We start from the raw sequence: 19,844 nt of genomic DNA, 5'->3' as shown, positions 1-19,844 counted from the left end.
CCACAGGATCGCTGCAGCGAGGGCATGCGTGCGACGCATGCCTCGTCACGAGAACACGCCGCTGACCAGTGAAGGCAACAGCCATGCGTGCCACGCATGACTGTTCTGCGAGGACAGACCTCCGTTTACGCCCCCCGCGGCTCGCCACCACGCCCACCCTGCGCAGACTGCGAGCGCTGTCAGCCGCCGAGGGGCATGGTCGCGAGCCGCAGGGCCAGGAGCAGCAGCAGCGCACCGATGCCGAGGTTGATCGCCCGCCACACCCCGGGCCTGGCGAGCACGCCGGCCAGGCGCCGGGCGCCGAAGCCCAGCAGGCAGAACCAGGCGACGCTGGCGACGACGGCGCCGAGCGCGAACCACCAGCGGTCGCCCGCGTACCGGGTCGAGGCCGAGCCGAGCAGCAGCACCGTGTCCAGGTACACGTGCGGATTCAGCCACGTCAGCGCCAGTGCCCCCGTCACGACGGCCGCGACCGATGCGGCGCCGTCGCCGCCCGCGACGAGCCCCTCCGAGCGGCGTGCCGCCCACAGCGACCGCAGGCCGTAGCCGAGCAGCACCGCGGCGCCCGCCCACTTCACCACCTCCAGGAGCAGCGGCCGTCCCGAGACCGCGGCGCCGAGCCCCGCGACCCCCGCGATGATCAGCGCCATGTCGGAGGCGATGCACACCGCGACGACGCCGCCGAGCCCGCGCCCGCGCACGCCCACCTGCAGCACGTAGGCGTTCTGCGCGCCGATCGCCACGATCAGCGAGAGCCCGAGCCCGAGGCCGGCGAGGAGTGCGGAGGTCATGGCGTCGACGCTAGGGCCGCAGGGTGTATTAGCACCAATACGAAAAGGCGATCACCCATTAGAATTACTTCATGCTGAGCGGGCATCACCTGGAGACCCTCGTCGCGGTGGTCGAGGAGGAGAGCTTCGGCGCCGCCGCGTCCCGCCTGCGCATCACCCAGTCCGCGGTCAGCCAGCGCATCCGCGCCCTGGAGCAGCAGGTGGGACACGTCGTCGTGACCCGCGAGGGCCCGTGCCGGCCGACCGCGCAGGGGGAGGTGCTGCTCGGCCTCGCCCGCGGTGTGGCCTCGCTCGAGGCCGACGCGCTGGGCCGCCTCGCGGGCGGTGCGCCGTCGGCCGTGCTCGACGTCGGCGTGAACGCGGACTCGCTCGCCACCTGGTTCCGCGACGTGATCGGGGCCGTCGCCGGCCTGCCGGACGGGCCGCTGCTGCGCCTCGTGGTCGACGACGAGCATCACACCGCCGATCTGCTCCGCGCGGGCTCGGTGCTCGGTGCCGTCACCACCGACCCGGAGCCCGTGCAGGGGTGCGCGGCCGAGTACCTCGGCACCATGCGCTACCTACCGGTGTGCACGCCCGCCTACGCCGAACGCTGGCGTGCGGGCGGCCGCTGGCGCTGGAGGGAGATGCCCGTGGTGCAGTTCGACCTGCGCAAGGACGAGTTGCAGAACAAGGTGCTCCACCGCCGCGGCGTCCGCGACTCGCCGCCGATGCACCGCATCCCGTCGTCGGAGGCCTTCACCCACGCCGTCCGCGCCGGCCTCGGCTGGGGCAGCCTGCCGGAGGCCGACGTCGGCGACGCGCTCGAACGCGGCACCCTGATCCGGCTCACGGACGACACCGTCGACGTGAAGCTGCACTGGCAGTCCTGGCGGCTGCACACCCGCGCCACCGAGCGGCTCGCCGACGCGATCCACGCCGCCGCGGCGGTGCACCTCCACTGATCCCGCGTGCGTCCGGCGGAGCGCGAGTACCTTGGCGCTCATGCCGGATCCCGCAGCGCCGCACCCGCTCCGCACGCTCCACGAGGGCCTCAGCGACCTCGACCGCCGGCTCTTCGACGCCGTCGCCGACTCGCCCAGCCCGCTGCTGGACCTCACCATGCGGCCGCTCTCGGCGGCGGCCGACCACTCGAAGCTGTGGATGGTCCTCGCCGCGGGCCTGGGCGGCCTGGGCGGTCTGTCGTCGCGCCGCGGCGCCGTGCGCGGCATCGTCTCGCTCGCCGTGACCAGCCTGATCGTCAACCAGGGGCTCAAGCGGGTCTATCCGCGGCGCCGCCCCGCCCACGACGGGGTGCCGCTCAAGCGGGCTCGCCGCCAACCCACGTCCACCTCGTTCCCGTCGGGGCACTCCGCCGCGGCGGCGGCCTTCGCCATCGGGGTGGGCCTGGAGAACCGCACCGCCGGATACGCGCTCGCGGGGCTCGCCGGCGCGGTCGGCTTCTCCCGGATCGCCACGGGCGCCCACTACCCGGGCGACGTGCTGGCGGGCTTCGCCGTCGGTGCGGGCGTCGCGGTCGCGGGTGCCCGCCTGGTGCCGCCCGTCGACGACAGCCGGACCATGACGCCGGAGCCCACCGTCGAGCGGATCACGACGGACCCGGAGGGCGCCGGGCTCGTGGTGGTGCTCAACCCGGCCTCCGGTGACGGCACGGGCACGCGCGTGGCGGAGGAGATCCGCCGCACGCTCCCGAAGGCCGAGATCGTCGAGCTCGCCGAGGATTCCGACATCGACGCCGTGGCTGCGGACGCCGCCGCCCGGGCGGAGTTCCTCGGAGTCGCGGGCGGCGACGGCACCGTCGCGACGCTCGCCGCGCACGCCCTCGCGGCGGACAAGCCGCTCGCGGTGTTCCCCGCCGGGACCTTCAACCACTTCGCCAAGGACGTGGGCGCGGAGACGGTCGGCGCCGTCGTGGAGTCGATCCGCAGCGGCCGCCTCGCCCGGGTCGACGTGGTGTGGCTCAACGAGGAGAAGCTGCTGCTCAACACCGCCAGCATCGGCGCCTACCCGGAGTTCGTACGCGCCCGCACCCGGTACCAGCGGCGCCGGATCGGCCGCGTCACGGCCACGGTCCGCGCGCTGCGGCGGGTGCTGCGACACACCGCGCTGGCATCGGTGCGGATCGAGGGACGCCCCGCCACCGTCTCGTTCTTCTTCCTCGGCAACTCCATGTACGGTGCGCCGAGCTTCGTGCCCGGGCGGCGCACCCGCCTCGACGACGGCGTGCTCGACGTGCGGTACCTCGAGGACGGGCACCGGTACGCGACCGCGCGCCTGTTCGCCTCCTGGATCAGCGGCCGGATCCGCAACTCCAAGGTCTACCGGGAGCTGCAGGCGCCGGTCGTGACCATCGAGGCCGACGAGCCGTTCCGGGTGGCGCACGACGGCGAAGCCGGTGAACTGCACACGCGCGCCCGGTTCCGGGTCGACTACCGGGCCCTGCGGGTCTTCGGCACCAGTCTCACGCGATAGGCGCCGCGCACCACCCGCCGGTGCACAGGACCAGCCCGCCGGCGGTCACGCGACGCCCAGCAGTGTCATCTCGTTCGCCTGGATGTCCGCGGCGATGAGCGTGCCCGTGCCGCCGCCCGTCCCCGTCCCGTCGGGCCGGGTGTGGACGGTGTTGATCACCCCGACGGCGGTGAACGTCCCGTCGGGCCAGCGGGCGTAGACGGGCCCACCCGAATCCCCTTCCACCGCGGGGATTCCCACCCAGGTGACGCGGGTGCCGGTGACGTCGTCGAGCACGCCGCAGTGCCGGCCGGTGCGGGCGCCGACGACGCAGATCTCGGGCCGCCCCGCACGCAGTTCCTCGGTGCCGCTGACGCCCCGGACGGGGCCGATCACCCGCGCGATCGGCGCCACGTCACGGCCCGCCAGCTGGATGATCGCGATGTCCTGTCCGCGGTTGCTGCGGGTGGCCTTGATGTACTCGCCGAACGGGGAGCTGCCGCCGCCCGGCGTGAGGTACCGGGCGACGGGATTGCGGCCGGGCCGGACCTGGGCCGCGAGCTCCGCGCAGTGCCCGGCGGTGAACGCGACGATCTGGCCGCCGGGGTACCGGGCGAGGAAGCCCAGGGTGCACACGCTGCTGTAGACCCCGTACGGGTCGGCGTAGGTGGTGATGCCGGCGCCGGTCGTGGGCTTCGGCGCGGTCGCGGGCTTCAGGTCCGGTGCCACCACGTCGTACGGCCTCACGACGGGGGTCGTGATCACGGTCGTGGGGCTCGGCGGTCCCGCCGGAGCCGGGTCCTGCTGGATCACGGCGCAGCCGCCGAGCAGGGCGAGGCTCAGGGCGCACGCCGCGGCCCGCAGCTGTCGGCGGGCGGTGATCACCGATCCAGGGTAGGCCTTCAGGCCCGCGAGCGGATCGCCTCCGCGACCGCCGAGATCGCCAGCGCGCGCACCACGTCCACCTTGGCCTCCACGGCGCCGGTGGCGGCGGAGATGAAGGCGTCGCCGTCGTAGCGGGTGTGCGGCGGGTCGATCGCGCGGGCCAGACCGTCGTGCGCGCCCTGCGCCAGGATCAGGCACTCCGCCTTGGTGAGTACGGCGTTGGTCATCACGACGCCGATCGTGGTGTTCTGCCGGTCGCCGCCGAACGGCTCGTAGTCGCCGAAGTCGACGGGACCGGCCTCGCCGGTCAGGATGTCGCCGAACGCGTTCACGGCGCACAGCGCGCCCACGACGACCTCGCCCGCGCGCACCTCGGCGTAGGCGAGGCCCGCATCGTGCAGGTTCTCGAGGCCGCGGGCCTTGCCGGTGGTGGCGCCGGTGCCGGCGCCGATGAGGCCGTGCAGCTCGGCGTCCGCGCTCGCGGACGCCGCCGCCGCGTAGCCGTCCGCGGCGGTCGGGCGGACCGTCGGGTCGCCGACCATGAGGTCGAACAGGCCCAGGGTGGGCACGATCGGCACCCGGCCGGCCACGGTGTCGACGCCCCGGTCCTCCTCCTCGAGGCGGCGCATCACGCCGTCGGCGCTGGCGAGGCCGAAGGCGGAACCGCCGGTGAGCACGGCGGCGTGGATCTCCTCGACGGAGCGTTCGGGGGAGAGCAGGTCGAACTCGCGCGAGGCGGGCGCGCCGCCGCGCACCTCCCCGGACCCGACGGTGCCGTCGGGGAAGGTCACGACGGTGCAGCCGGTGCGGGCCGCCGCGTCGGTGACGTGGCCGACGCGGACGCCGGGGACGCTGATGGTCTGGACGACGGGCATGTCCCCAGGCTACGACGCCGCCGCCGGCGCGGGGACGTCGCCGTCAGGCGCGGGTGGGGGCGTACGCGGCTTCGTAGGCGGCGCGGGTCGCGTCGCGGCGCGCGGCCACGGCGGGGTTCTCCAGCTCCGGGTCGAGGCCGTTCTTCTCCAGCCGGCGGGCGCGGTTCGGACGCATGTAGGCGGCGTTGTAGAACACGGCGAGCAGCGCGCCGAGCAGCACCGTCGCGCCGCGCAGCGCCAGTGGGCCCGGGAGCAGCATGAGCAGCGCGTACACCGGGAGCACCGCGAGCTGCCCGCGGAGCAGGTGCCGCAGCGCCCACGTGCGGCGGGTCAGGGTGCGGCGCACCCATTCCCGGTTCCGATCCGGCAGCGAGCCGGTGTAGACCCAGGCGAGGTAGTGCAGGGGATCGGGGCGGTGGACGGCGGTCATCAGGACTCCTTCAGGGCGCCCGCGGCGAGCGCTTTGGCGTTGACGGTGGTGAGCACGCGGTGCAGGTCCTCGAGCTCCTCGAGGCTCGCGCCCAGCCGCTCGATCACGGCGGGCGGCACGGCGAGGGCCTGGTCGCGCAGTTCGCGACCGGCCGCGGTGAGTGCGACATCCATTCGCCGCTCGTCGTCCGCGGCGCGGGCGCGGGTGAGGAGGCCCTGCGCCTCGAGGCGTTTGAGCAGCGGGCTCAGGGTGGGGGAGTCGAGCTGCAGCGCCTCGGCGATCTCCTTCACCGACCGCGGCGAGGCCTCCCACAGCGCCAGCATCACGAGGTACTGGGGGTGGGTGAGGCCCATGGGCGCCAGGATCGGCCGGTACACCGAGAGCACCGCGCGGTTGGCGATCGCCAGCGCGAAGCACACCTGGCGTTCCAGGGCGAGCGGATCGGGATCTGTCATACCGCGACGGTAGCAGAAAGATAGTGCACTAATCAATAGGGCACTAAGTATCAGTCGGGGTCCTCCCACGGTGCCTCGTCGGCGGAGGGGAGGTCGCCGGGAAGGAGATCGCGCCGGAAGCCGCGCCAACTCGGTTGCCGCAGGTGACCGCCGCGCCGCAGCGAGGAGTAGCGCACGTCACCGATCACCTTCGGCAGCACCCACACCGCGTCGCGGGCCTCGGGATCGTCGATCGGGGCCGTGAACGGCGAGCGGCGCATCCGCAGCGGCTCCAGTTCCTCGGCGAGAGCGGCCAGGTCGCGGTCGCTGAAACCCGAGCCCACCGAGCCCAGGTACACGAGGCCCGTCTCGGCCGGCAGGCCGACGAGCACGGATCCGATCCGGTTGGCGCGCGCTCCCTTTCCCGGCTTCCAGCCGCCGATCGCGACCTGCAGGTCGCGCCAGTTCTTGTGTTTGAGCCATGCGCGCACCCGCTGCCCGGGCAGGTACGGCGAGTCCCGGCGCTTGGCGAGGATCCCCTCCCAGCCGCGCTCCGCGCTGAGCGCGGCGGCCTCCGCGCCCGTCGCGGCGTCCACAAGTGGCGGCACGCTCACAGCGGTGTCGGATTCGAGCAGCGGCGCAAGGCCTTCCAGCACCTGTCGGCGTAGCGTCCACGGCCGCTTCGTCAGGTCCACGCCGTTCAGCGACAGCACGTCGAAGAGGTACAACTGCACCGCGCCGGACCGGGTGTCGCCGCCCGCCATCAGGTGGAACGACGGTACGCCGTTCCCGTCGAGCACCACCGCCTCCCCGTCGAGCACCACGTCCATCCCGTCGAGATCGGCCGCCAGCGACTCGAACTCGGGGAACTCCGCGGTCACGGTGCGCCCCGATCGGGTGCGCAGGGAGACGGTGCCGCCGCGCACCGTCGCGATCATGCGGTAGCCGTCCCACTTGCCCTCGAAGGCCCAGTCGGCGCCGCGCAGCCCGTCGATCGGGGACTCGCTGGGCAGCATGGGATCCGGCGCGAGGCCGGCGACGGGCTTGGCGGGCACGGCCTTGTCCTTCGTCAGGTGCGCCAGCCAGTTCTTCTCCCCGGTGCGGATCAGCGCGTACCGCTTGCCCTGCAACCGGTTCCCGTGCAGCGTCACGATCACCTCGTTCGAGCGCCACTTCTCCAGCTCGTACGTGCCGTGGTCCCAGATGGTCACGTCGCCGCCGCCGTACTCACCCTTCGGGATGCTCCCCTCGAACGCCGCGTAGTCCATGGGATGGTCCTCGGTGCGCACGGCCAGGTGATTGACCTCCGGATCGTCCGGGAGGTTCTTCGGCACGGCCCAGGACGCGAGCACGCCGTCGTGCTCCAGCCGGAAGTCGTAGTGCAGCCGCCGCGCGTGGTGCTCCTGGATGACGAAGATCGGATCGCCCTGCGACGGTGCGCCGCCGAACGGTTCGGGCGTCTTCCGCGCGTCGCGCTTGGCGCGGTACTCGCCCAGGTCGACGGGCGCGGGCGGCGGCGCCGACGGTGCCTCGGCACCGCCCGGCCGGGCGGCGGCACCGTCGAGCCCGGCGAGCAGGTCGCCGTCGGACTGCGCCCGTGCGAGGACCTCCTCGAACTCCAGCTGCCGCAGGCCCGGCCGGGCCAGTTCGTCCCAGGTGCGCGGCGCGGCGACCCACGGGCGTTCGCGGCCGCGCAGCGAGTACGGCGCGACGGTGGTCTTGGAGGCGCTGTTCTGGGACCAGTCGACGAAGATGCGTCCGCCGCGCTGGTCCTTCGCCATCGACGCGGTGACCAGTTCGGGCGATTCGGCCTCGAGTTGCGACGCGATGGCGTGCGCCACCGTGCGGGCGCCGTGCGCGGAGATGGCGCCGGGCAGCGGAGCGTAGATGTGCAGCCCCTTGGAGCCGCTGGTCACGGGGTAGCCCTCCATGTCCATCGCGGCGAGCAGCTCGCGGATGCGCAGGGCGAGGGCGGCGCACTCGTCGAGGGTGACGTCGGGGCCGGGGTCCAGGTCGAGCACGAGGCGATTCGGCGGTCCGGGCACTTCCGGGCGGTCGGGGTCGGCATCGTCGGGGACGAAGGCCCACTGGGGGACGTGCAGTTCCAGCGCCGCCTGCTGGCCGAGCCACACCATGCCGGCGGCGTTCTCGATGACCGGGTACCGGGACTCGCCGTCGGAGTGGAACTGGCTGCCGCGGCGGATCCACGCGGGTGCATGGCTCGGCAGCCGCTTCTCGAAGAAGGCCGTCTTATCCACGCCGTTGGGCCAGCGCTTGCGGGTGAGCGGGCGGTCGCGCAGGTGCGGCAACGCGAACGGGGCGATGGCCTGGAAGTAGTCGATGACCTCGGCCTTCGTGGTGCCCGTCGCGGGGTACAGCACCTTGTCGAGATTGGTCAGCTGCACGCCGACGCCGTCGACCTCGCGGTTCTCCCGGATCTGCGCCACGGGCCCATTATCGAGGTCCTCGCAGGTGCCGGGAGGGCGGATGGCGCGGGCTGGAGGTGTGGTCAGGTCTCCGCGACAGCCATGCGCGCGGCGCATGCCCTCTGACCTGCGGAGACGCGGGCAAGACATGCGTGCGACGCATGGCATCGAGTTCCGGTAGCGGGCCGGAGGCGCGGGCGCCCTCATGCGAGACCGAATTCAGGTATGCGCCGGGCGGATGACACGGCAACGAAGTACCTGGTCGGAGGCCATGCGTCGGACGCATGGCCTTGCATGTCGCACCGCACCTCCCGGTGCGACGAGTCCGTAGCGCCCTGCTGTCGTCGCGGGTCGGTAGGAGTACCCGCCGCCACCTCTCGCAATCGGCGCTCACACCAGTCACAATGGTCACATGCGCGCGATTTGGACGGGTGAGCTGTCGTTCGGGCTGGTCAACGTGCCCGTGAAGGTGTACTCCGCGATCGAGAGCCACGATGCGAAGTCGCACCAGGTGGACTCGAAGGACGGGGTCCGCATCCGGTACAAGCGCGTGCGCGAGGGCACCGACGACGAGGTCGAGTTCTCGAACATCGCGAACGCCTACGAGTCCGAGGGCGGCGACACGGTGATCCTCTCGAAGGAGGACATCAAGTCGATGCCGGTGGAGAAGCACCGGGAGATCGCGGTGACGGAGTTCGTGCCGCGCGAGGACGTCGACCCGATCATGTTCGACAAGCCGTACTTCCTCGAGCCGTCGTCGAAGTCGCCCAAGGCCTACGTGCTGCTGCGGCAGGCGCTGCAGGAGACGGACCGGCTCGCGATCTGCACCTTCACGCTGCGCAACCGCACGCGGCTGTGTGCGCTCCGCGTGGTCGGCAACGTCATGGTGCTGCAGACGCTGCTGTGGCCCGACGAGGTGCGCACGCCCGAGTTCCCCGCCCTCACCGAGGACGTGAAGATCCGCCCGCAGGAGCTGGCGATGGCGGCCTCGCTCATCGACTCGATGGCGACCGACTTCGACCCGGAGCAGTACGAGGACGACTACCAGGTGCAGCTGCGCCAGCTGATCGAGGCCAAGGCCACCGGGGGCACGGCCTTCCCCGAGGCGCCCGAGGAGGAGGCCGAGGACGACGAGGTCGCCGACCTGCTGGCCGCCCTCAAGGCTTCGGTGAAGAACCGCGAGGCGCAGGCGGAGCGGCCCGCCCGCAAGCGCGCCGCCGGCTGATCAGCGCCCGCGATCACCGCCCGCCCGCGCCGTCGCGCAGGTCCGCGAAAGCGCGCCGCGTCACGTCCTCCAGGTCGACGGCGCCCTCCGCCGCGATCCACTCCTCGTACGCCGCGGTGAAGGCCGCGACGCCGGCGCCCGCCAGGACCCGGGCGGCCCGGGCCGCCGCCCCGCGGCCGGCGAGCGTGGTGGCGAGTGTGCGGGCCAGCGCGTCCATCTTGTGCAGCTCGCGTTCGCGCAGCGCGGGCGTCGCGTCGATGACCCGCTGTCGCTCGAACGGCAGGGTTCCGCGCCCGGCGATCATCCGCGCCATGGTGGCGAACGCGGCCTCGACGACGTCGATCGGCGCGGCCTCGGGGGCCGCCTCGGTGGCCTGCGCGGCGAGCGTCTCCTCGAGCAGGCTCTGGCCCCAGAACAGCACCTCCTTCTTATCGGTGTAGTGCCGGAAGAAGGTGCGCTCGGTGAGCCCGGCGCGCTCGGCGATCTGCGCGACGGTGGTCGACTCGTAACCCTGCTCGGCGAACAGCGCGAACGCCGCCGTCTCGAGCCGCTCCCGCGCGTTGGGCTGCCACCGTGCCATTCGTCGAGCCTACGAAACGGCCGCGGGATCCCAGCGTGCGATGTCGTCGAGGAGGCTCGCGCTCTCGGGTGCCCAGCCCAGCGCGGCGCGGGTGCGTTCGGTCGACGCGGTCGTGTCGAGGGCGAGCAGCGGTGCGAGGAAACCGAATCGGGTTCCGGCGTCGCGGGGCTCGACCGCCTCGGTCGGGACGCCCATGAGCCCGCCGACCGCGGCGGCGATGTCCGCCACCGCGACCGCCTCGCCGGCGGCGTGGAAGACCGATCCTGCGCCGCCCTTCTCGGCGGCCAGGCGGAACAGGCGCGCGGCGTCGTGGCGGTGCACCGCCGGCCAGCGCTGCGACCCGTCGCCGACGTATCCGGAACGACCGGCGTCGCGGGCGATCCCGGCGAGGCGGCCGACGAACCCGGCGGGCACGGTGTCGTGCACCGACGGCGCCAGCCGGACCACCGACGATCGGACGCCGCGCTCCGCGAGCGCCAGCGCAGCGGCGAATCCGGCGGTCCGCGGGGATTCCGGGGCGGGGTCTGTCTCGCGCGCCTCGCGACCGCTCGTCAGCCCGAGCAGCCCCGAAGCGATGACCAGTGGCCGTCCGGACCCGGAGAGTTCGTCGCCGATCGCCTCGATGGCGGCCACTTCGACGCGCGCCGACTCGGCGAACTGTGAGAAGTCGTGGTTGAAGGCGAGGTGGATGACCCCGTCCGCGGCCGCGGCGGCCGCGCGGAGCGTCGCGGTCTCCTCGATGGTGCCGCGGAGGGGCTCGGCACCCAGCGCGCGGACGGATTCGGCGGCGCGGTCGGACCGCACCAGACCGGTGACGTCGTGCCCGGCGCCGAGCAGCTCGGTGACCACCGCGGAGCCGACGAAGCCGGACGCGCCGGTGACGAAGAAACGCATGTGAGATCCTCCTGAACCAGTGATGTCAGCTACTGACATCACTGACTGTACGCCTGATGTCAGCGGCTGTCATCAGTGTTTGAGCGCGCCCTACAACGTGCGCTTGAGGCCGACGTGCTCGGAGCGGTAGCCGAGCCGCGTGTAGAAGGCGCGCGCCCGCTCCCGGGAGACGTCGGTGGTGAGCTGCGAGAGCACGGCCCCGTGGGTGCGGCCGTGGTGGTGCGCCCACTCGATCATCGCCGTGCCGAGGCCCTGTGAGCGATGGCCCCGCGCCACGCGGACGCCCTCGATCTGCAATCGCGTCGCGCCGCTGCGGGACAGGCCGGGGATCACCGTCAGGTGCATCGTGCCCACGACGTCGCCGGCCTCGTCCCGCACGACGGCGAGGTACTGCGAGCGGTCGCGGGTCACCAGCTCGAATGCGCTGTCGTACTCCGCGGCATCGCCCACCTCCCGGGCCGCGCCGAGCTCGTCGTCGGCGAGCAGCGCGACGATCGCGGGCACGTCGTCGCGGCGCGCGCGTTCGATCCGGTAGATGCCGCCGACGCCGCGGAGCACCCCGCCGACGGCGGCGCGGGCCTGCAGCTCGCGGACCACCCCGTCGAGCCAGGCGCCCACGTTCGCGCGGGCCTCGAGGGTGTCGGGGTAGCGGCACCGCAGGTGCAGCCCTGCCTCGTCGAGGATGAACCACAGCATGACGCCGTCGGTGCGGATGGTGGCGCCGACGTACTGCGCGTCCAGCCGGGTCGCGTCCACGCGGACGGGCAGCCGGCGCAGGTCCAGCCAGGAGATCGCGAACATGCCCGGCGCCTCCGGCATTCCGCCCCACGGCTCGAGCACGTCGGCGAGCGGCCACGACCCGAGCCGCACGGCCTCCTTCACGGCCTCGGCCGCCGCGGCGGGCTCCGCGGACGGGGAGTCCAGCACCGAGTTGGTGATGAACCAGCCCACCGAGTCGTGCCAGGTCTCGTCGTAGCGGCTGTGCACGGGGAACACGGCGCGCAGCGGCGCGCCGGCGAGGTCCAGGGTCACGCGGGTCAGCGCCGCCACCGTCGCGGAGAGGGTGGAGACGCCCGCCTCGCGGGCAGCGGCGGCGAACGCGGCGACCTCGTCGGTGCCGAAGACGTCGCGGACCTCCACCCGTTCCCGGTGCGCCTCGGGTGTGCCCAGGGGCAGCGGGAAGAGCGGCATGACTCCGCCGCTGGCGGTGATGATCTCGGCCCAGCGGCGGCGCACGTCGTCGGGCGCGCTCGGGCGGTCCGCCAGTGCGCGCGTGTGGTCGACGAACGGCGGCACGGTCGCCGTCGACGGTGCCCGCCCCGCCCGCACGTCCTCGAGTGCGGCGAGCAGGTCGCGCGCGATCACGAGCATCGACCACATGTCGGTGTGCGAGTGGTCGGCGGCCACGATCACCGTCGGTCCCGCGGCGGTCTCCAGGACGCAGAGCCGGTGCGCCGGACGGCGATAGGGGGAACAGGCGTCGTCGAGCACGTCCCGCAGGGCGTCGTTCACCGCCTGCCCGGGCCCGATGGGGTGCTCGACCCACGCGCCGGGCCCGACCTCGATCTCGTGCAGGGCCGGACCGGTGTCCGCGGGGAGGAACGCGGTCCGCAGTGTGCCGTGGCGGGCGATCACCGCGAGCCACGCCGCGGCGAGCTGCTCGCGCGGTACCGGATCGGGGAGGTGGAACGACAGGGCCATCCACGATCCCGGGCGGTCCCCGCCGGCCACGTGCCGCGCCTGGTCGAAGGACACCGGGAGCGCCGCGCCCGGCTCCGAGGCCGTGACGTCGTAGCCGTACAGCCGGCCGAACGGCAGGCGCAGGTGGGCGACGTTGGTCAGGCGCATGGCGGTACCCTAGCCCTCTCTCCATCCACCTGCGCGCTGTGAGAAGGCCCCATGCCGACGTTCCGAGTACCGGGAGCAGAGCTCGCCACCGAGTTCAGCGACGAGCACGGTCGCCCCGTGGTGCAGTTGCACGGGCTGACCTCCAGCCGCGCCCGCGATCGGGTCCTGGACCTGGACCTCGGCCGCGGCCTCAGCGGCACCCGCCTGCTGCGGTACGACGCGCGCGGGCACGGCTTCTCCACGGGCCGCGCCGTTCCCGACGACTACCGCTGGCCGAATCTCGCCGACGACCTGCTGCGGCTCCTGGACCACTGGTTCCCGGGGGAGCGGGTGCACGGCGTGGGCCCGTCGATGGGGACCGGCACGCTGTTGCACGCCGCGGTGCGGGAGCCGGCGCGGTTCAGTGGACTGACCCTGATGGTGCCGCCGACCGCGTGGGCGACGCGCGTCGCGAAGGCCGCCGAGTACCGCGCCGCCGCGGGCCTCATCGAGACCCGCGGGCTGGAGGAGTTCCTCGCCGCGGGCGAGGGCGCCGTGCCGCCGCCGGCCACCGTCGAACACCCGCCGACCCGCCCCGATGTCCCGGAGTCGCTCCTGCCCTCGCTCTTCCGCGGAGCCGCGGCGAGCGATCTCCCCGCGCTGGAGGAGATCGCCCGCATCGACGTGCCGGTCACCGTCCTGGCCTGGATCGGCGACCCCGCGCATCCGGTGTCGACGGCCGAGGCGCTCAGCAGGGCGCTCCCGCGGGCGACGCTGTCGGTCGCTCGGACTCCGCAGGACGTGCAGGAGTGGCCGTCGGTGCTGTGCGACGACGTCGCGGGCTGAGCCGCGAGACCGCCACGCCCACGAGGCATGCGGCGCCGCCCACCAGTCCCCACGCGGTGGGTGTCTCCGCGAGGAAGGCCCAGCTCAGCAGGATCGACAGACCCGGAACCGCGTAGGACGACGAGGCGGTGACGCCGGCAGGGGTGTGCGCGAGCGCGTAGGCCCACAGCAGGAAGGCGAGCGCGGTGGGCACGAGCCCCAGGTAGATCACGCCGACGGCGCTCGACATCGGGGCCGCGGCCAACTCGTCGAAGAGCCGGGGCGCCCACGGCAGTAGCACGATCGCGCCGACCCCCGCGCCCAGCGCGGTCGCGGTGAGCGGGTCGACGGTGCGCAGTACGAGTTTCTGCGCCACGACGCTGATGCCGTAGAGCAGGGCCGCGGCGATCGCGAGGGCGACGCCGGCACCGTCGCGCCGTCCGTCGCCGGTGAAGGCGATGATCGCCGCCCCGGCGAAGCTGATCGCGATGCCCGCCATCAGGAGCGGAGGGAAGCCCTCGTGCAGGAAGGCGCCGGCCAGGATCGCGACGATGATCGGCGCGATGTTCACGAGCAGGGCGGTGGTCCCGGCGTCGAGGTGTCGCTCCGCGGCGTTGACCAGCACCGTGTAGAGCGCGAACCACAGCGCACCGTAGCCGACGGTGAGCGCGAGCGTGCGGCCGCGCGGTAGCCGCACGCCGCCGTTGTACAGGGCGTTCATCCCCCAGATGACGCCGAGCACGGCGCCGCCCACCAGCAGGCGGCCCTCCGCCATGGCGATGGGGGAGACGTGCGGGCCGATCCCGCGGATCACCACGAACGCGGAGGCCCACGCGAACATCACGGCCACGAGAGCCAGGGCGGGAAGTCGTTTCGTCATGACTTCACTGTGCGATCGCGGCGAAGTAAGCACAAGCGCATATTTCTGCATTATCATTCAGTGGAACTGAATGGAGGCCTTCATGCTGGACGCGCACCGGCTCATGATCTTCCGCTCCGTCGCCGCTACGGGGTCGGTGGCCGCGGCGGCGGCCAGCCTCGGCTACACGCCGTCGGCCGTCTCGCAGCACGTCGCCGCCCTGCAGCGCGAGACGGGGCTCAAACTGCTGGAACGGGTCGGACGGGGCGTCGAGCTCACCCCCGCGGGGCGGGTGCTGGCCACGGAGGCCGACGGGGTCCTGGCCCGGTTGAACGATCTCGGCGCCACCGTCGACGACCTGCGGGCCGGCAAGGCCAACCGGATCACCATGAACGTCTTCGCCACCGCGGGCACGCATTGGATGCCGTCGGTCGTGCAGACGCTCAGCGCCGAGTTCCCCGACACCCGCCTGCGCCTGCGCATCGAGGACGAGGTCACCGAGATCGCCGCCCGCCGGCCCGATCTCGCCGTCGCGGTGCGGCAGGAGCATGCGCAGACGACCGCGGTTCCGGGCTTCTCCGCCGAGGACCTCGTGGTGGAGTCCTACGTCGCCGTCGTGCCCGCCGAGCATGCATTCGCGGGCCGCGAGCTGGTCGATATGGCCGAGCTCGAACACGAGCGGTGGATCGACAACGACGTGCGGCGCGGCGCCTGCCGTCAGGCGGTGCTCGATGCCTGCGCCGCAGCGGGATTCACGCCGCGCTTCGTCGTCGAGACCACCGACTACCCCTCAGCGCTGCGGTTCGTCGCGCGGGGCGTCGGCGTCACCGTGCTGCCCCGTCTCGGTGCCACCGAGCTGCCGCCCGGCACCGTCGCCGTCGACGTCTGCAACCCCGCGCCGCGCCGCACCATCGTCGCCTACGTCAAGGACTCCGAGTGCCGGAACCCCGTGGTGCGCAGGGCCATGCACCTACTCCGCGAGGCCGCCGCCACCGCTAGTCGGCCGTGAGGCGGGTGGCGACGATGACCGTTGCCACCGCAGAGGCGAGCGGCACCAGCAGCGCCACGGCGAATCCCGTGTGCCCCCACGCGAGAGTCTGCGCGAAGATCCCACCGGCGCAGGCGATCGCGAGGGCGGTGCCCACTGCCTCGGAGAGCTTGAGCGCGCTGGAGTTCGCGCCCTGCTCGTCGTCGGAGCTGAGGCCGAGCAGCAGGATCGACAGCGACGGCAGCGCGAGTCCCATGCCGAACCCACCGATGCCCCATGCCACGAAGATCACCGGCCACGGCGCGTCGGCGGCGAACGCCGCCGTGACCGACGCCAGCGCGAGCGCGAGCAGCCCTGCCCCGACCAGCGGCAGGCGGCGTCGCGCGACGCCGGTCGCCGGGATGCGTGCCTGTATCTGCGATGCGAGCGCCCACAGCACCGCCGCGCCCGTCATCACCGAACCCGCGGCGAACGGCGAGAGCCGGTCCACGTGCACCAGATAGAGCGGCACGTAGATCTCGGCCGCGAAGAACGCGCCCGCGATGAGCAGGTTGGCGAGCATGAGCCGCGGGATGCCGGCCCGGCCGGTCAACGATCCGGCCGGCAGCATCCGCCGGGTCGCCACCAGCGCGACGGCCAGGCAGAGTACGGCGACGGCGAGGAACCCGGCCCCGTCCTTCGGCGCGGCGAACTGGGCGACGGCCATCGACACGCCCGCCGCGAGCGCGGCGAACAGGAGCCCGCGGTTCGGCGGGTCGTCGTTGCGGTACGGGGATTCATCGAATCCGGCGGTGGCGCGCAGGGTCGCTGCCAGGGCGAGCAGGGACGGTCCGGCGAGACCGAGGAACACCCACCGCCAGCCCACGGTGTCGACCGCGAGGCCCGCGAGGGCCGGGCCGACGAGGGACGGCACGACCCACGCCGTCGAGTACGCGGCGAAGACCCGCGGCCGGCCCTCCTCGGGGACCAGCCGGCCCACCATCGCATAGAGCACCACGCTGATGAGGCCGCTGCCCAGGCCCTGCACCCCGCGGCCCAGCGCGAGCACGCCCATGCCGGGCGCAGCCCCGACGATCACCAGGCCCGCCGCGAACAGCAGCGCCCCTGTGATCAGCGGAGGCTTCACCCCGGCGCGGTCCACCCATGGCCCCACCCAGGCGATCGCCACGATCATCGCGGCGAACGAGGCGCCGAAGGCCACCGAGTACTCGGCGGTGGCACCGAACTCGGCTGCGGCGCGCGGCAGCACGGTACCCACGGCGAGGGTTTCGAAGGCGGAGAACGCGATCAGCGCGACGGACCCGATCAGGAACCAGCGCAGCCGGGCCCGATCGGGTGCTGTCTGAACGTCCGCATCGGTGGTCATCCTCGGCACGCTAATACGTCGACCATGGTTGAGGTCAACCGGAAATTCGGTTGATCGCACAGCCCGTCGGCGGCATCGTGAGAAGGTGCATACCGACGTCAGCTCCCGCCGCGTGCCCCGCATGCTGCGGCCGCTGCTGCGCCGGGACTACCGACTCCTCTTCGTCACCCTGCTCTGCGCGCTGACCACCGACGGCATGTGGCTGGTCTCCGTGGTGTGGCAGGTGATCGACATGGGCGGCTCGGCCACCAGCGTCTCGCTGGTCTCCGGCGCCGCCTCCATCGGCCTGCTCGTCTCGACGCTCGCCGGTGGCGTCCTCGCGGACCGGGTGTCGCAGCAGCGGATCCTGTTCGTGCTGGAGCTCCTCAAGGTCGCGGTGATCGGCGGAATCGGCGCGCTGATCGTCGTGGACGCCATCACCGTGCCGATCCTCATGGCGGGCTCGCTCGCCCTGGGCCTGGTGTCGGGCTTCTACTTCCCGGCCTACTCCGCGCTGGTGCCGCGGCTCGTGCCGCCGGGTGAGCTGCTCGCCGTCAACGGCTACGAGTCCGCGGTCCGCCCTGCGGCCGCGATGGCCGTCGGCCCGGCGATCGCGGCGTGGATCATCGCCGTCGCCGACCCGGGCTCCGCGCTGCTGGTGGCCGGCGGGATCTGCCTGTTCGCCGCGCTCTGGGTGGTGAGGATCCGGGTCCCGGAGGCCGACGGTGCCGACGGGCCCGAGTCCGGCTCACCGCTGCGCGACCTCTGGGAGGGCATCGCCTACGTCCGGCGGACGCCGTGGCTGCTCGCGACCCTGCTCTTCGCGAGCCTGATGGTGCTCGTCACCGTCGGCCCGATCGATGTCCTGCTTCCCTTCGCGATCAAGGACCAGGCGCACGGCGCCGCGAGTGAGCACTCGATGATCCTGGCCGCCTACGGTTTCGGTGGCGTGGCGGGCGCGCTGTTCATGGCCGCCCGCACGATGCCCCGGCGGTACCTCACCGTGATGATGGGGATCTGGGGCGTCGCCTCGCTGCCGATGCTGGTGTTCGGCATGGCCGAGAGCGTGTGGCCCATGGTGATCGCGGGATTCGTGCTCGGCGTGCTGTTCGAGGCGCCCGTGGTGATCTGGGGGACGCTGCTGCAGCGCCGCGTGCCGCGGAGGCTGCTGGGGCGTGTCTCGAGCCTGGACTTCTTCGTCTCCCTCGTGTTCATGCCGCTGTCGTTCGCGCTGGCCGGACCGGTGAGTCAGGCGATCGGTCTCACGGCGACGTTCGCGCTGGCCGCACTGGTCCCGATCCCGCTCGCGGTGGTCGCGATCCTCGCCGCGCGGATGCCGCGGGACGAACTGGAGCACCCGTTGCGCGATGAGGACGACGGCGACGCCGAGGACGACGGGGCCGACGGCACCGTCGGGCCCCGGACCGGTGCGCCGGCGGACGGCACCCGCGACGCGCCGGTTTCGCCGACCGTGAACGCTCCGCCCGCCGACCGCACCGTCGGATAGGCTGAGGCGTATGACGAGCGGGGTGGCGAGCATCGAGACGCACGAGTCGGCGGAGGCCGCGCGTCCCCCGCTGCTGCGCGAGGTCTTCGGGCGCGTGCTCCGGCAGGAGCGCACCCGGCAGGGGCGCACGCTGGCCGAGGTCGCGCGCGACGCCGGTGTCTCCACGCAGTACCTGTCGGAGGTCGAGCGCGGGCGCAAGGAGGCCTCGTCGGAGGTCCTCGCCAGCGTCTGCGATGCGCTCGGCGGCTCGATGATCGAGTTCGTCGGCGGCGTGCACCGCGAGCTGCTCGGCGCGCGCCCGCGCCCGGTGGCTCTCGCCGCCGCCTGATTCCAGGCGAAGTGCGGTCGGTTTCCTGCGGTATCCGTGGTTTTTCGGCCGCACTCGCGGACCCGGTGGTCGGTTACGACTTCTCGGTCGCCTCGGCGGGAGCCGCAACGGCGGCCGCCTCCGCCTCCTGGGCCGCCTCGGCTGCTTCGGCGTCCTTCGCCGCGCGGGTGTCCTTGTCATAGCGCAGCAGGTGCGGGTGCACGGCCCGGAAGCCGCGGGCGCGGTACGCGCGCAGGCTGCGCGTGGCGAGGCCCGGCTCGTCGGCGATGGCCTGCGTGAAGTTGTCGTCGATGAGCACGGTGCCCGGGCGCGCCGCGCTGGTCAGCCGGGCCGCCAGGTTCACGACGCTGCCGAACAGATCGCCGTAGCGCTGCAACACCTCGCCGTAGGCCATGCCCACGCGCAGCTGGGGGAACTCGATCTCGATGACGTCCAGCTCGGGGTACTCGTGCGGCTCCTGCAGCTCGAGGCCGATGCGGGCCGCGGCCGCGGGATCCTCCGCCGCGAACATCACCTCGTCGCCGACGCCCTTGATGATCCATCCGCCGCCGCCGTAGATCACGGCCTGCATCCGTGCCTCGAACGTCGCGACCAGGGTGTTGAGCTCCTCCACGGCGAGGCCGCGGCTCAGCCGCGTGTACCCGACCATGTCCGCGAAGCCGACCGCCATCATGGCGGTCATCGCGTCGGACGAGTCGTGGGTCACGAGGCGCTGGGTGGCCGTCGACAGGTGCCGCCGCCAGACGTGGGCCTGCAGGTTCTCCATCTTGTCGATGACCTGCGCGACCCCCGCCGACGGATCCGTCACCCCGGCGTCGTGCGCGGTGTCCAGGTGGGCCTTGACGATGCCGGCCTGCCACTCGGCGAGCCGGTACATCGCCTGGCCGAGGGACTGCGCCCCGGGCAGCACCGCCTCGCGGTCGATCACGTCCAGCGCGAACAGGTCGGCGAGGTCCTTGACGATGGCCACGTCGTCCGCCGTGAACGCCGGCTGGTCGTCGTCACGCAGGTCCGCGAAACCCGCGGAGGTCCACCACACGCGGAGGTCCTCCACGTCGATGCCGCCCTGCTCGGCGAGCTCACGGAAGGTGTACTTGCGTTCGCCCGGGAGGAGCAGACCGTCGATATCCAGATCTTCGGCGTCGCCCATGCGTCCACTGTATGGGGCATAGGC

Annotated in this window: 19 protein-coding genes; 7 read left to right on the top strand and 12 right to left on the bottom strand. The window is 72.9% G+C overall.

Translation table 11 applies throughout. The features are described from left to right. Positions 1 to 179 precede the first annotated feature (179 nt). Entirely contained in the window at positions 180 to 791 is a 612-nt protein-coding gene (locus ELY19_RS06365; RefSeq protein ID WP_126195465.1) for a LysE/ArgO family amino acid transporter, read from the bottom strand. A 71-nt stretch (positions 792 to 862) separates the two neighbouring features. Here ELY19_RS06365 and ELY19_RS06360 point away from each other — a divergent pair, with 71 nt between their 5' ends. Both ELY19_RS06360 and ELY19_RS06355 read left to right on the top strand, forming a co-directional pair. Continuing rightward, positions 863 to 1,735, top strand: a complete 873-nt coding sequence (locus ELY19_RS06360; RefSeq protein WP_126195464.1) for a LysR family transcriptional regulator ArgP — start codon at positions 863 to 865, stop codon at positions 1,733 to 1,735. Between the two features lie 40 nt (positions 1,736 to 1,775). Beyond that, a complete protein-coding gene (locus tag ELY19_RS06355; protein ID WP_126195463.1) occupies positions 1,776 to 3,263 on the top strand; it encodes a bifunctional phosphatase PAP2/diacylglycerol kinase family protein in 1,488 nt (495 codons plus the stop codon). Between the two features lie 45 nt (positions 3,264 to 3,308). On the opposite strand, the gene ELY19_RS06350 is transcribed toward ELY19_RS06355, so the two are convergent. The 5 genes from ELY19_RS06350 to ELY19_RS06330 are packed head-to-tail and all read right to left on the bottom strand — an operon-like array spanning position 3,309 to position 8,313. Beyond that, on the bottom strand, positions 3,309 to 4,127 hold the full coding sequence (locus tag ELY19_RS06350; RefSeq protein WP_126195462.1) for a chymotrypsin family serine protease: 819 nt from the start codon (positions 4,125 to 4,127) through the stop codon (positions 3,309 to 3,311). Between the two features lie 17 nt (positions 4,128 to 4,144). Next, entirely contained in the window at positions 4,145 to 5,002 is an 858-nt protein-coding gene (locus tag ELY19_RS06345; protein WP_126195461.1) for a P1 family peptidase, read from the bottom strand. Positions 5,003 to 5,045: 43 nt separating this feature from the next. Continuing rightward, positions 5,046 to 5,432 carry a DUF5313 family protein gene (locus ELY19_RS06340; protein WP_126195460.1) on the bottom strand — a complete coding sequence of 129 codons (387 nt, stop codon included), beginning with the start codon at positions 5,430 to 5,432 and terminating at the stop codon, positions 5,046 to 5,048. Then, positions 5,432 to 5,887, bottom strand: a complete 456-nt coding sequence (locus tag ELY19_RS06335) for a MarR family winged helix-turn-helix transcriptional regulator (RefSeq protein WP_126195459.1) — start codon at positions 5,885 to 5,887, stop codon at positions 5,432 to 5,434. Before ELY19_RS06335 ends, ELY19_RS06340 begins: the two co-directional genes overlap by 1 nt. 50 nt (positions 5,888 to 5,937) lie before the next feature. Beyond that, on the bottom strand, positions 5,938 to 8,313 hold the full coding sequence (locus ELY19_RS06330; RefSeq protein WP_227966624.1) for an ATP-dependent DNA ligase: 2,376 nt from the start codon (positions 8,311 to 8,313) through the stop codon (positions 5,938 to 5,940). A gap of 391 nt (positions 8,314 to 8,704) precedes the next feature. On the opposite strand from ELY19_RS06330, the gene ku reads away from it, so the two are divergent. Further along, the gene (ku, locus tag ELY19_RS06325; RefSeq protein ID WP_126195457.1) at positions 8,705 to 9,517 is read left to right on the top strand and encodes a non-homologous end joining protein Ku; all 813 of its coding nucleotides are present in this window, start codon (positions 8,705 to 8,707) and stop codon (positions 9,515 to 9,517) included. Positions 9,518 to 9,530: 13 nt separating this feature from the next. Here ku and ELY19_RS06320 read toward each other — a convergent pair whose 3' ends face one another. The 3 genes from ELY19_RS06320 to ELY19_RS06310 all read right to left on the bottom strand — a co-directional run bounded on the left by ELY19_RS06320 (position 9,531) and on the right by ELY19_RS06310 (position 12,839). Next, complete coding sequence (locus ELY19_RS06320; protein ID WP_126195456.1) at positions 9,531 to 10,097, bottom strand: TetR/AcrR family transcriptional regulator; 567 nt, start codon at positions 10,095 to 10,097, stop codon at positions 9,531 to 9,533. A 9-nt stretch (positions 10,098 to 10,106) separates the two neighbouring features. Continuing rightward, positions 10,107 to 10,991, bottom strand: coding sequence for an SDR family oxidoreductase (locus tag ELY19_RS06315; RefSeq protein ID WP_126195455.1), 885 nt, complete (start codon positions 10,989 to 10,991; stop codon positions 10,107 to 10,109). Between the two features lie 90 nt (positions 10,992 to 11,081). Continuing rightward, complete coding sequence (locus tag ELY19_RS06310) at positions 11,082 to 12,839, bottom strand: GNAT family N-acetyltransferase (protein ID WP_126195454.1); 1,758 nt, start codon at positions 12,837 to 12,839, stop codon at positions 11,082 to 11,084. A gap of 51 nt (positions 12,840 to 12,890) precedes the next feature. Between ELY19_RS06310 and ELY19_RS06305 the strand changes: the two genes are divergently transcribed. After that, positions 12,891 to 13,664 (top strand): alpha/beta fold hydrolase, encoded by a 774-nt coding sequence (locus ELY19_RS06305; RefSeq protein ID WP_126195453.1) that lies wholly within the window; start codon positions 12,891 to 12,893, stop codon positions 13,662 to 13,664. Here ELY19_RS06305 and ELY19_RS06300 read toward each other — a convergent pair. Further along, the gene (locus ELY19_RS06300; protein ID WP_126195452.1) at positions 13,567 to 14,523 is read right to left on the bottom strand and encodes a DMT family transporter; all 957 of its coding nucleotides are present in this window, start codon (positions 14,521 to 14,523) and stop codon (positions 13,567 to 13,569) included. The genes ELY19_RS06305 and ELY19_RS06300 overlap by 98 nt on opposite strands. Positions 14,524 to 14,605: 82 nt before the next feature. Here ELY19_RS06300 and ELY19_RS06295 point away from each other — a divergent pair, with 82 nt between their 5' ends. After that, a complete protein-coding gene (locus ELY19_RS06295; RefSeq protein WP_126198725.1) occupies positions 14,606 to 15,511 on the top strand; it encodes a LysR family transcriptional regulator in 906 nt (301 codons plus the stop codon). Here ELY19_RS06295 and ELY19_RS06290 read toward each other — a convergent pair. Further along, complete coding sequence (locus ELY19_RS06290) at positions 15,498 to 16,856, bottom strand: MFS transporter (protein ID WP_164711532.1); 1,359 nt, start codon at positions 16,854 to 16,856, stop codon at positions 15,498 to 15,500. The genes ELY19_RS06295 and ELY19_RS06290 overlap by 14 nt on opposite strands. 85 nt (positions 16,857 to 16,941) lie before the next feature. On the opposite strand from ELY19_RS06290, the gene ELY19_RS06285 reads away from it, so the two are divergent. Further along, entirely contained in the window at positions 16,942 to 18,342 is a 1,401-nt protein-coding gene (locus ELY19_RS06285; protein ID WP_227966615.1) for an MFS transporter, read from the top strand. Positions 18,343 to 18,352: 10 nt separating this feature from the next. Then, positions 18,353 to 18,670 carry a helix-turn-helix domain-containing protein gene (locus tag ELY19_RS06280; RefSeq protein ID WP_126195450.1) on the top strand — a complete coding sequence of 106 codons (318 nt, stop codon included), beginning with the start codon at positions 18,353 to 18,355 and terminating at the stop codon, positions 18,668 to 18,670. 73 nt (positions 18,671 to 18,743) lie between these two features. On the opposite strand, the gene ELY19_RS06275 is transcribed toward ELY19_RS06280, so the two are convergent. Continuing rightward, positions 18,744 to 19,820 (bottom strand): adenylate/guanylate cyclase domain-containing protein, encoded by a 1,077-nt coding sequence (locus tag ELY19_RS06275; RefSeq protein ID WP_164711531.1) that lies wholly within the window; start codon positions 19,818 to 19,820, stop codon positions 18,744 to 18,746. Positions 19,821 to 19,844 lie beyond the last annotated feature (24 nt).

Source organism: Tsukamurella paurometabola (assembly GCF_900631615.1).
GTDB lineage: Bacteria > Actinomycetota > Actinomycetes > Mycobacteriales > Mycobacteriaceae > Tsukamurella > Tsukamurella paurometabola_A.
Note: the sequence above shows the minus strand (reverse complement) of the source record. Positions and strands in the feature narration are given on the sequence as shown.

Excerpts from the sequence above, each read along its gene's own strand:
- ELY19_RS06365 (WP_126195465.1), bottom strand. The coding sequence starts at position 791 with ATGACCTCCGCACTCCTCGCCGGCCTCGGGCTCGGGCTCTCGCTGATC.
- ELY19_RS06360 (WP_126195464.1), top strand. The coding sequence starts at position 863 with ATGCTGAGCGGGCATCACCTGGAGACCCTCGTCGCGGTGGTCGAGGAG.
- ELY19_RS06355 (WP_126195463.1), top strand. The coding sequence starts at position 1,776 with ATGCCGGATCCCGCAGCGCCGCACCCGCTCCGCACGCTCCACGAGGGC.
- ELY19_RS06345 (WP_126195461.1), bottom strand. The coding sequence starts at position 5,002 with ATGCCCGTCGTCCAGACCATCAGCGTCCCCGGCGTCCGCGTCGGCCAC.
- ELY19_RS06340 (WP_126195460.1), bottom strand. The coding sequence starts at position 5,432 with ATGACCGCCGTCCACCGCCCCGATCCCCTGCACTACCTCGCCTGGGTC.
- ELY19_RS06335 (WP_126195459.1), bottom strand. The coding sequence starts at position 5,887 with ATGACAGATCCCGATCCGCTCGCCCTGGAACGCCAGGTGTGCTTCGCG.
- ku (WP_126195457.1), top strand. The coding sequence starts at position 8,705 with ATGCGCGCGATTTGGACGGGTGAGCTGTCGTTCGGGCTGGTCAACGTG.
- ELY19_RS06320 (WP_126195456.1), bottom strand. The coding sequence starts at position 10,097 with ATGGCACGGTGGCAGCCCAACGCGCGGGAGCGGCTCGAGACGGCGGCG.
- ELY19_RS06315 (WP_126195455.1), bottom strand. The coding sequence starts at position 10,991 with ATGCGTTTCTTCGTCACCGGCGCGTCCGGCTTCGTCGGCTCCGCGGTG.
- ELY19_RS06310 (WP_126195454.1), bottom strand. The coding sequence starts at position 12,839 with ATGCGCCTGACCAACGTCGCCCACCTGCGCCTGCCGTTCGGCCGGCTG.
- ELY19_RS06305 (WP_126195453.1), top strand. The coding sequence starts at position 12,891 with ATGCCGACGTTCCGAGTACCGGGAGCAGAGCTCGCCACCGAGTTCAGC.
- ELY19_RS06300 (WP_126195452.1), bottom strand. The coding sequence starts at position 14,523 with ATGACGAAACGACTTCCCGCCCTGGCTCTCGTGGCCGTGATGTTCGCG.
- ELY19_RS06295 (WP_126198725.1), top strand. The coding sequence starts at position 14,606 with ATGCTGGACGCGCACCGGCTCATGATCTTCCGCTCCGTCGCCGCTACG.
- ELY19_RS06290 (WP_164711532.1), bottom strand. The coding sequence starts at position 16,856 with ATGACCACCGATGCGGACGTTCAGACAGCACCCGATCGGGCCCGGCTG.
- ELY19_RS06280 (WP_126195450.1), top strand. The coding sequence starts at position 18,353 with ATGACGAGCGGGGTGGCGAGCATCGAGACGCACGAGTCGGCGGAGGCC.
- ELY19_RS06275 (WP_164711531.1), bottom strand. The coding sequence starts at position 19,820 with ATGGGCGACGCCGAAGATCTGGATATCGACGGTCTGCTCCTCCCGGGC.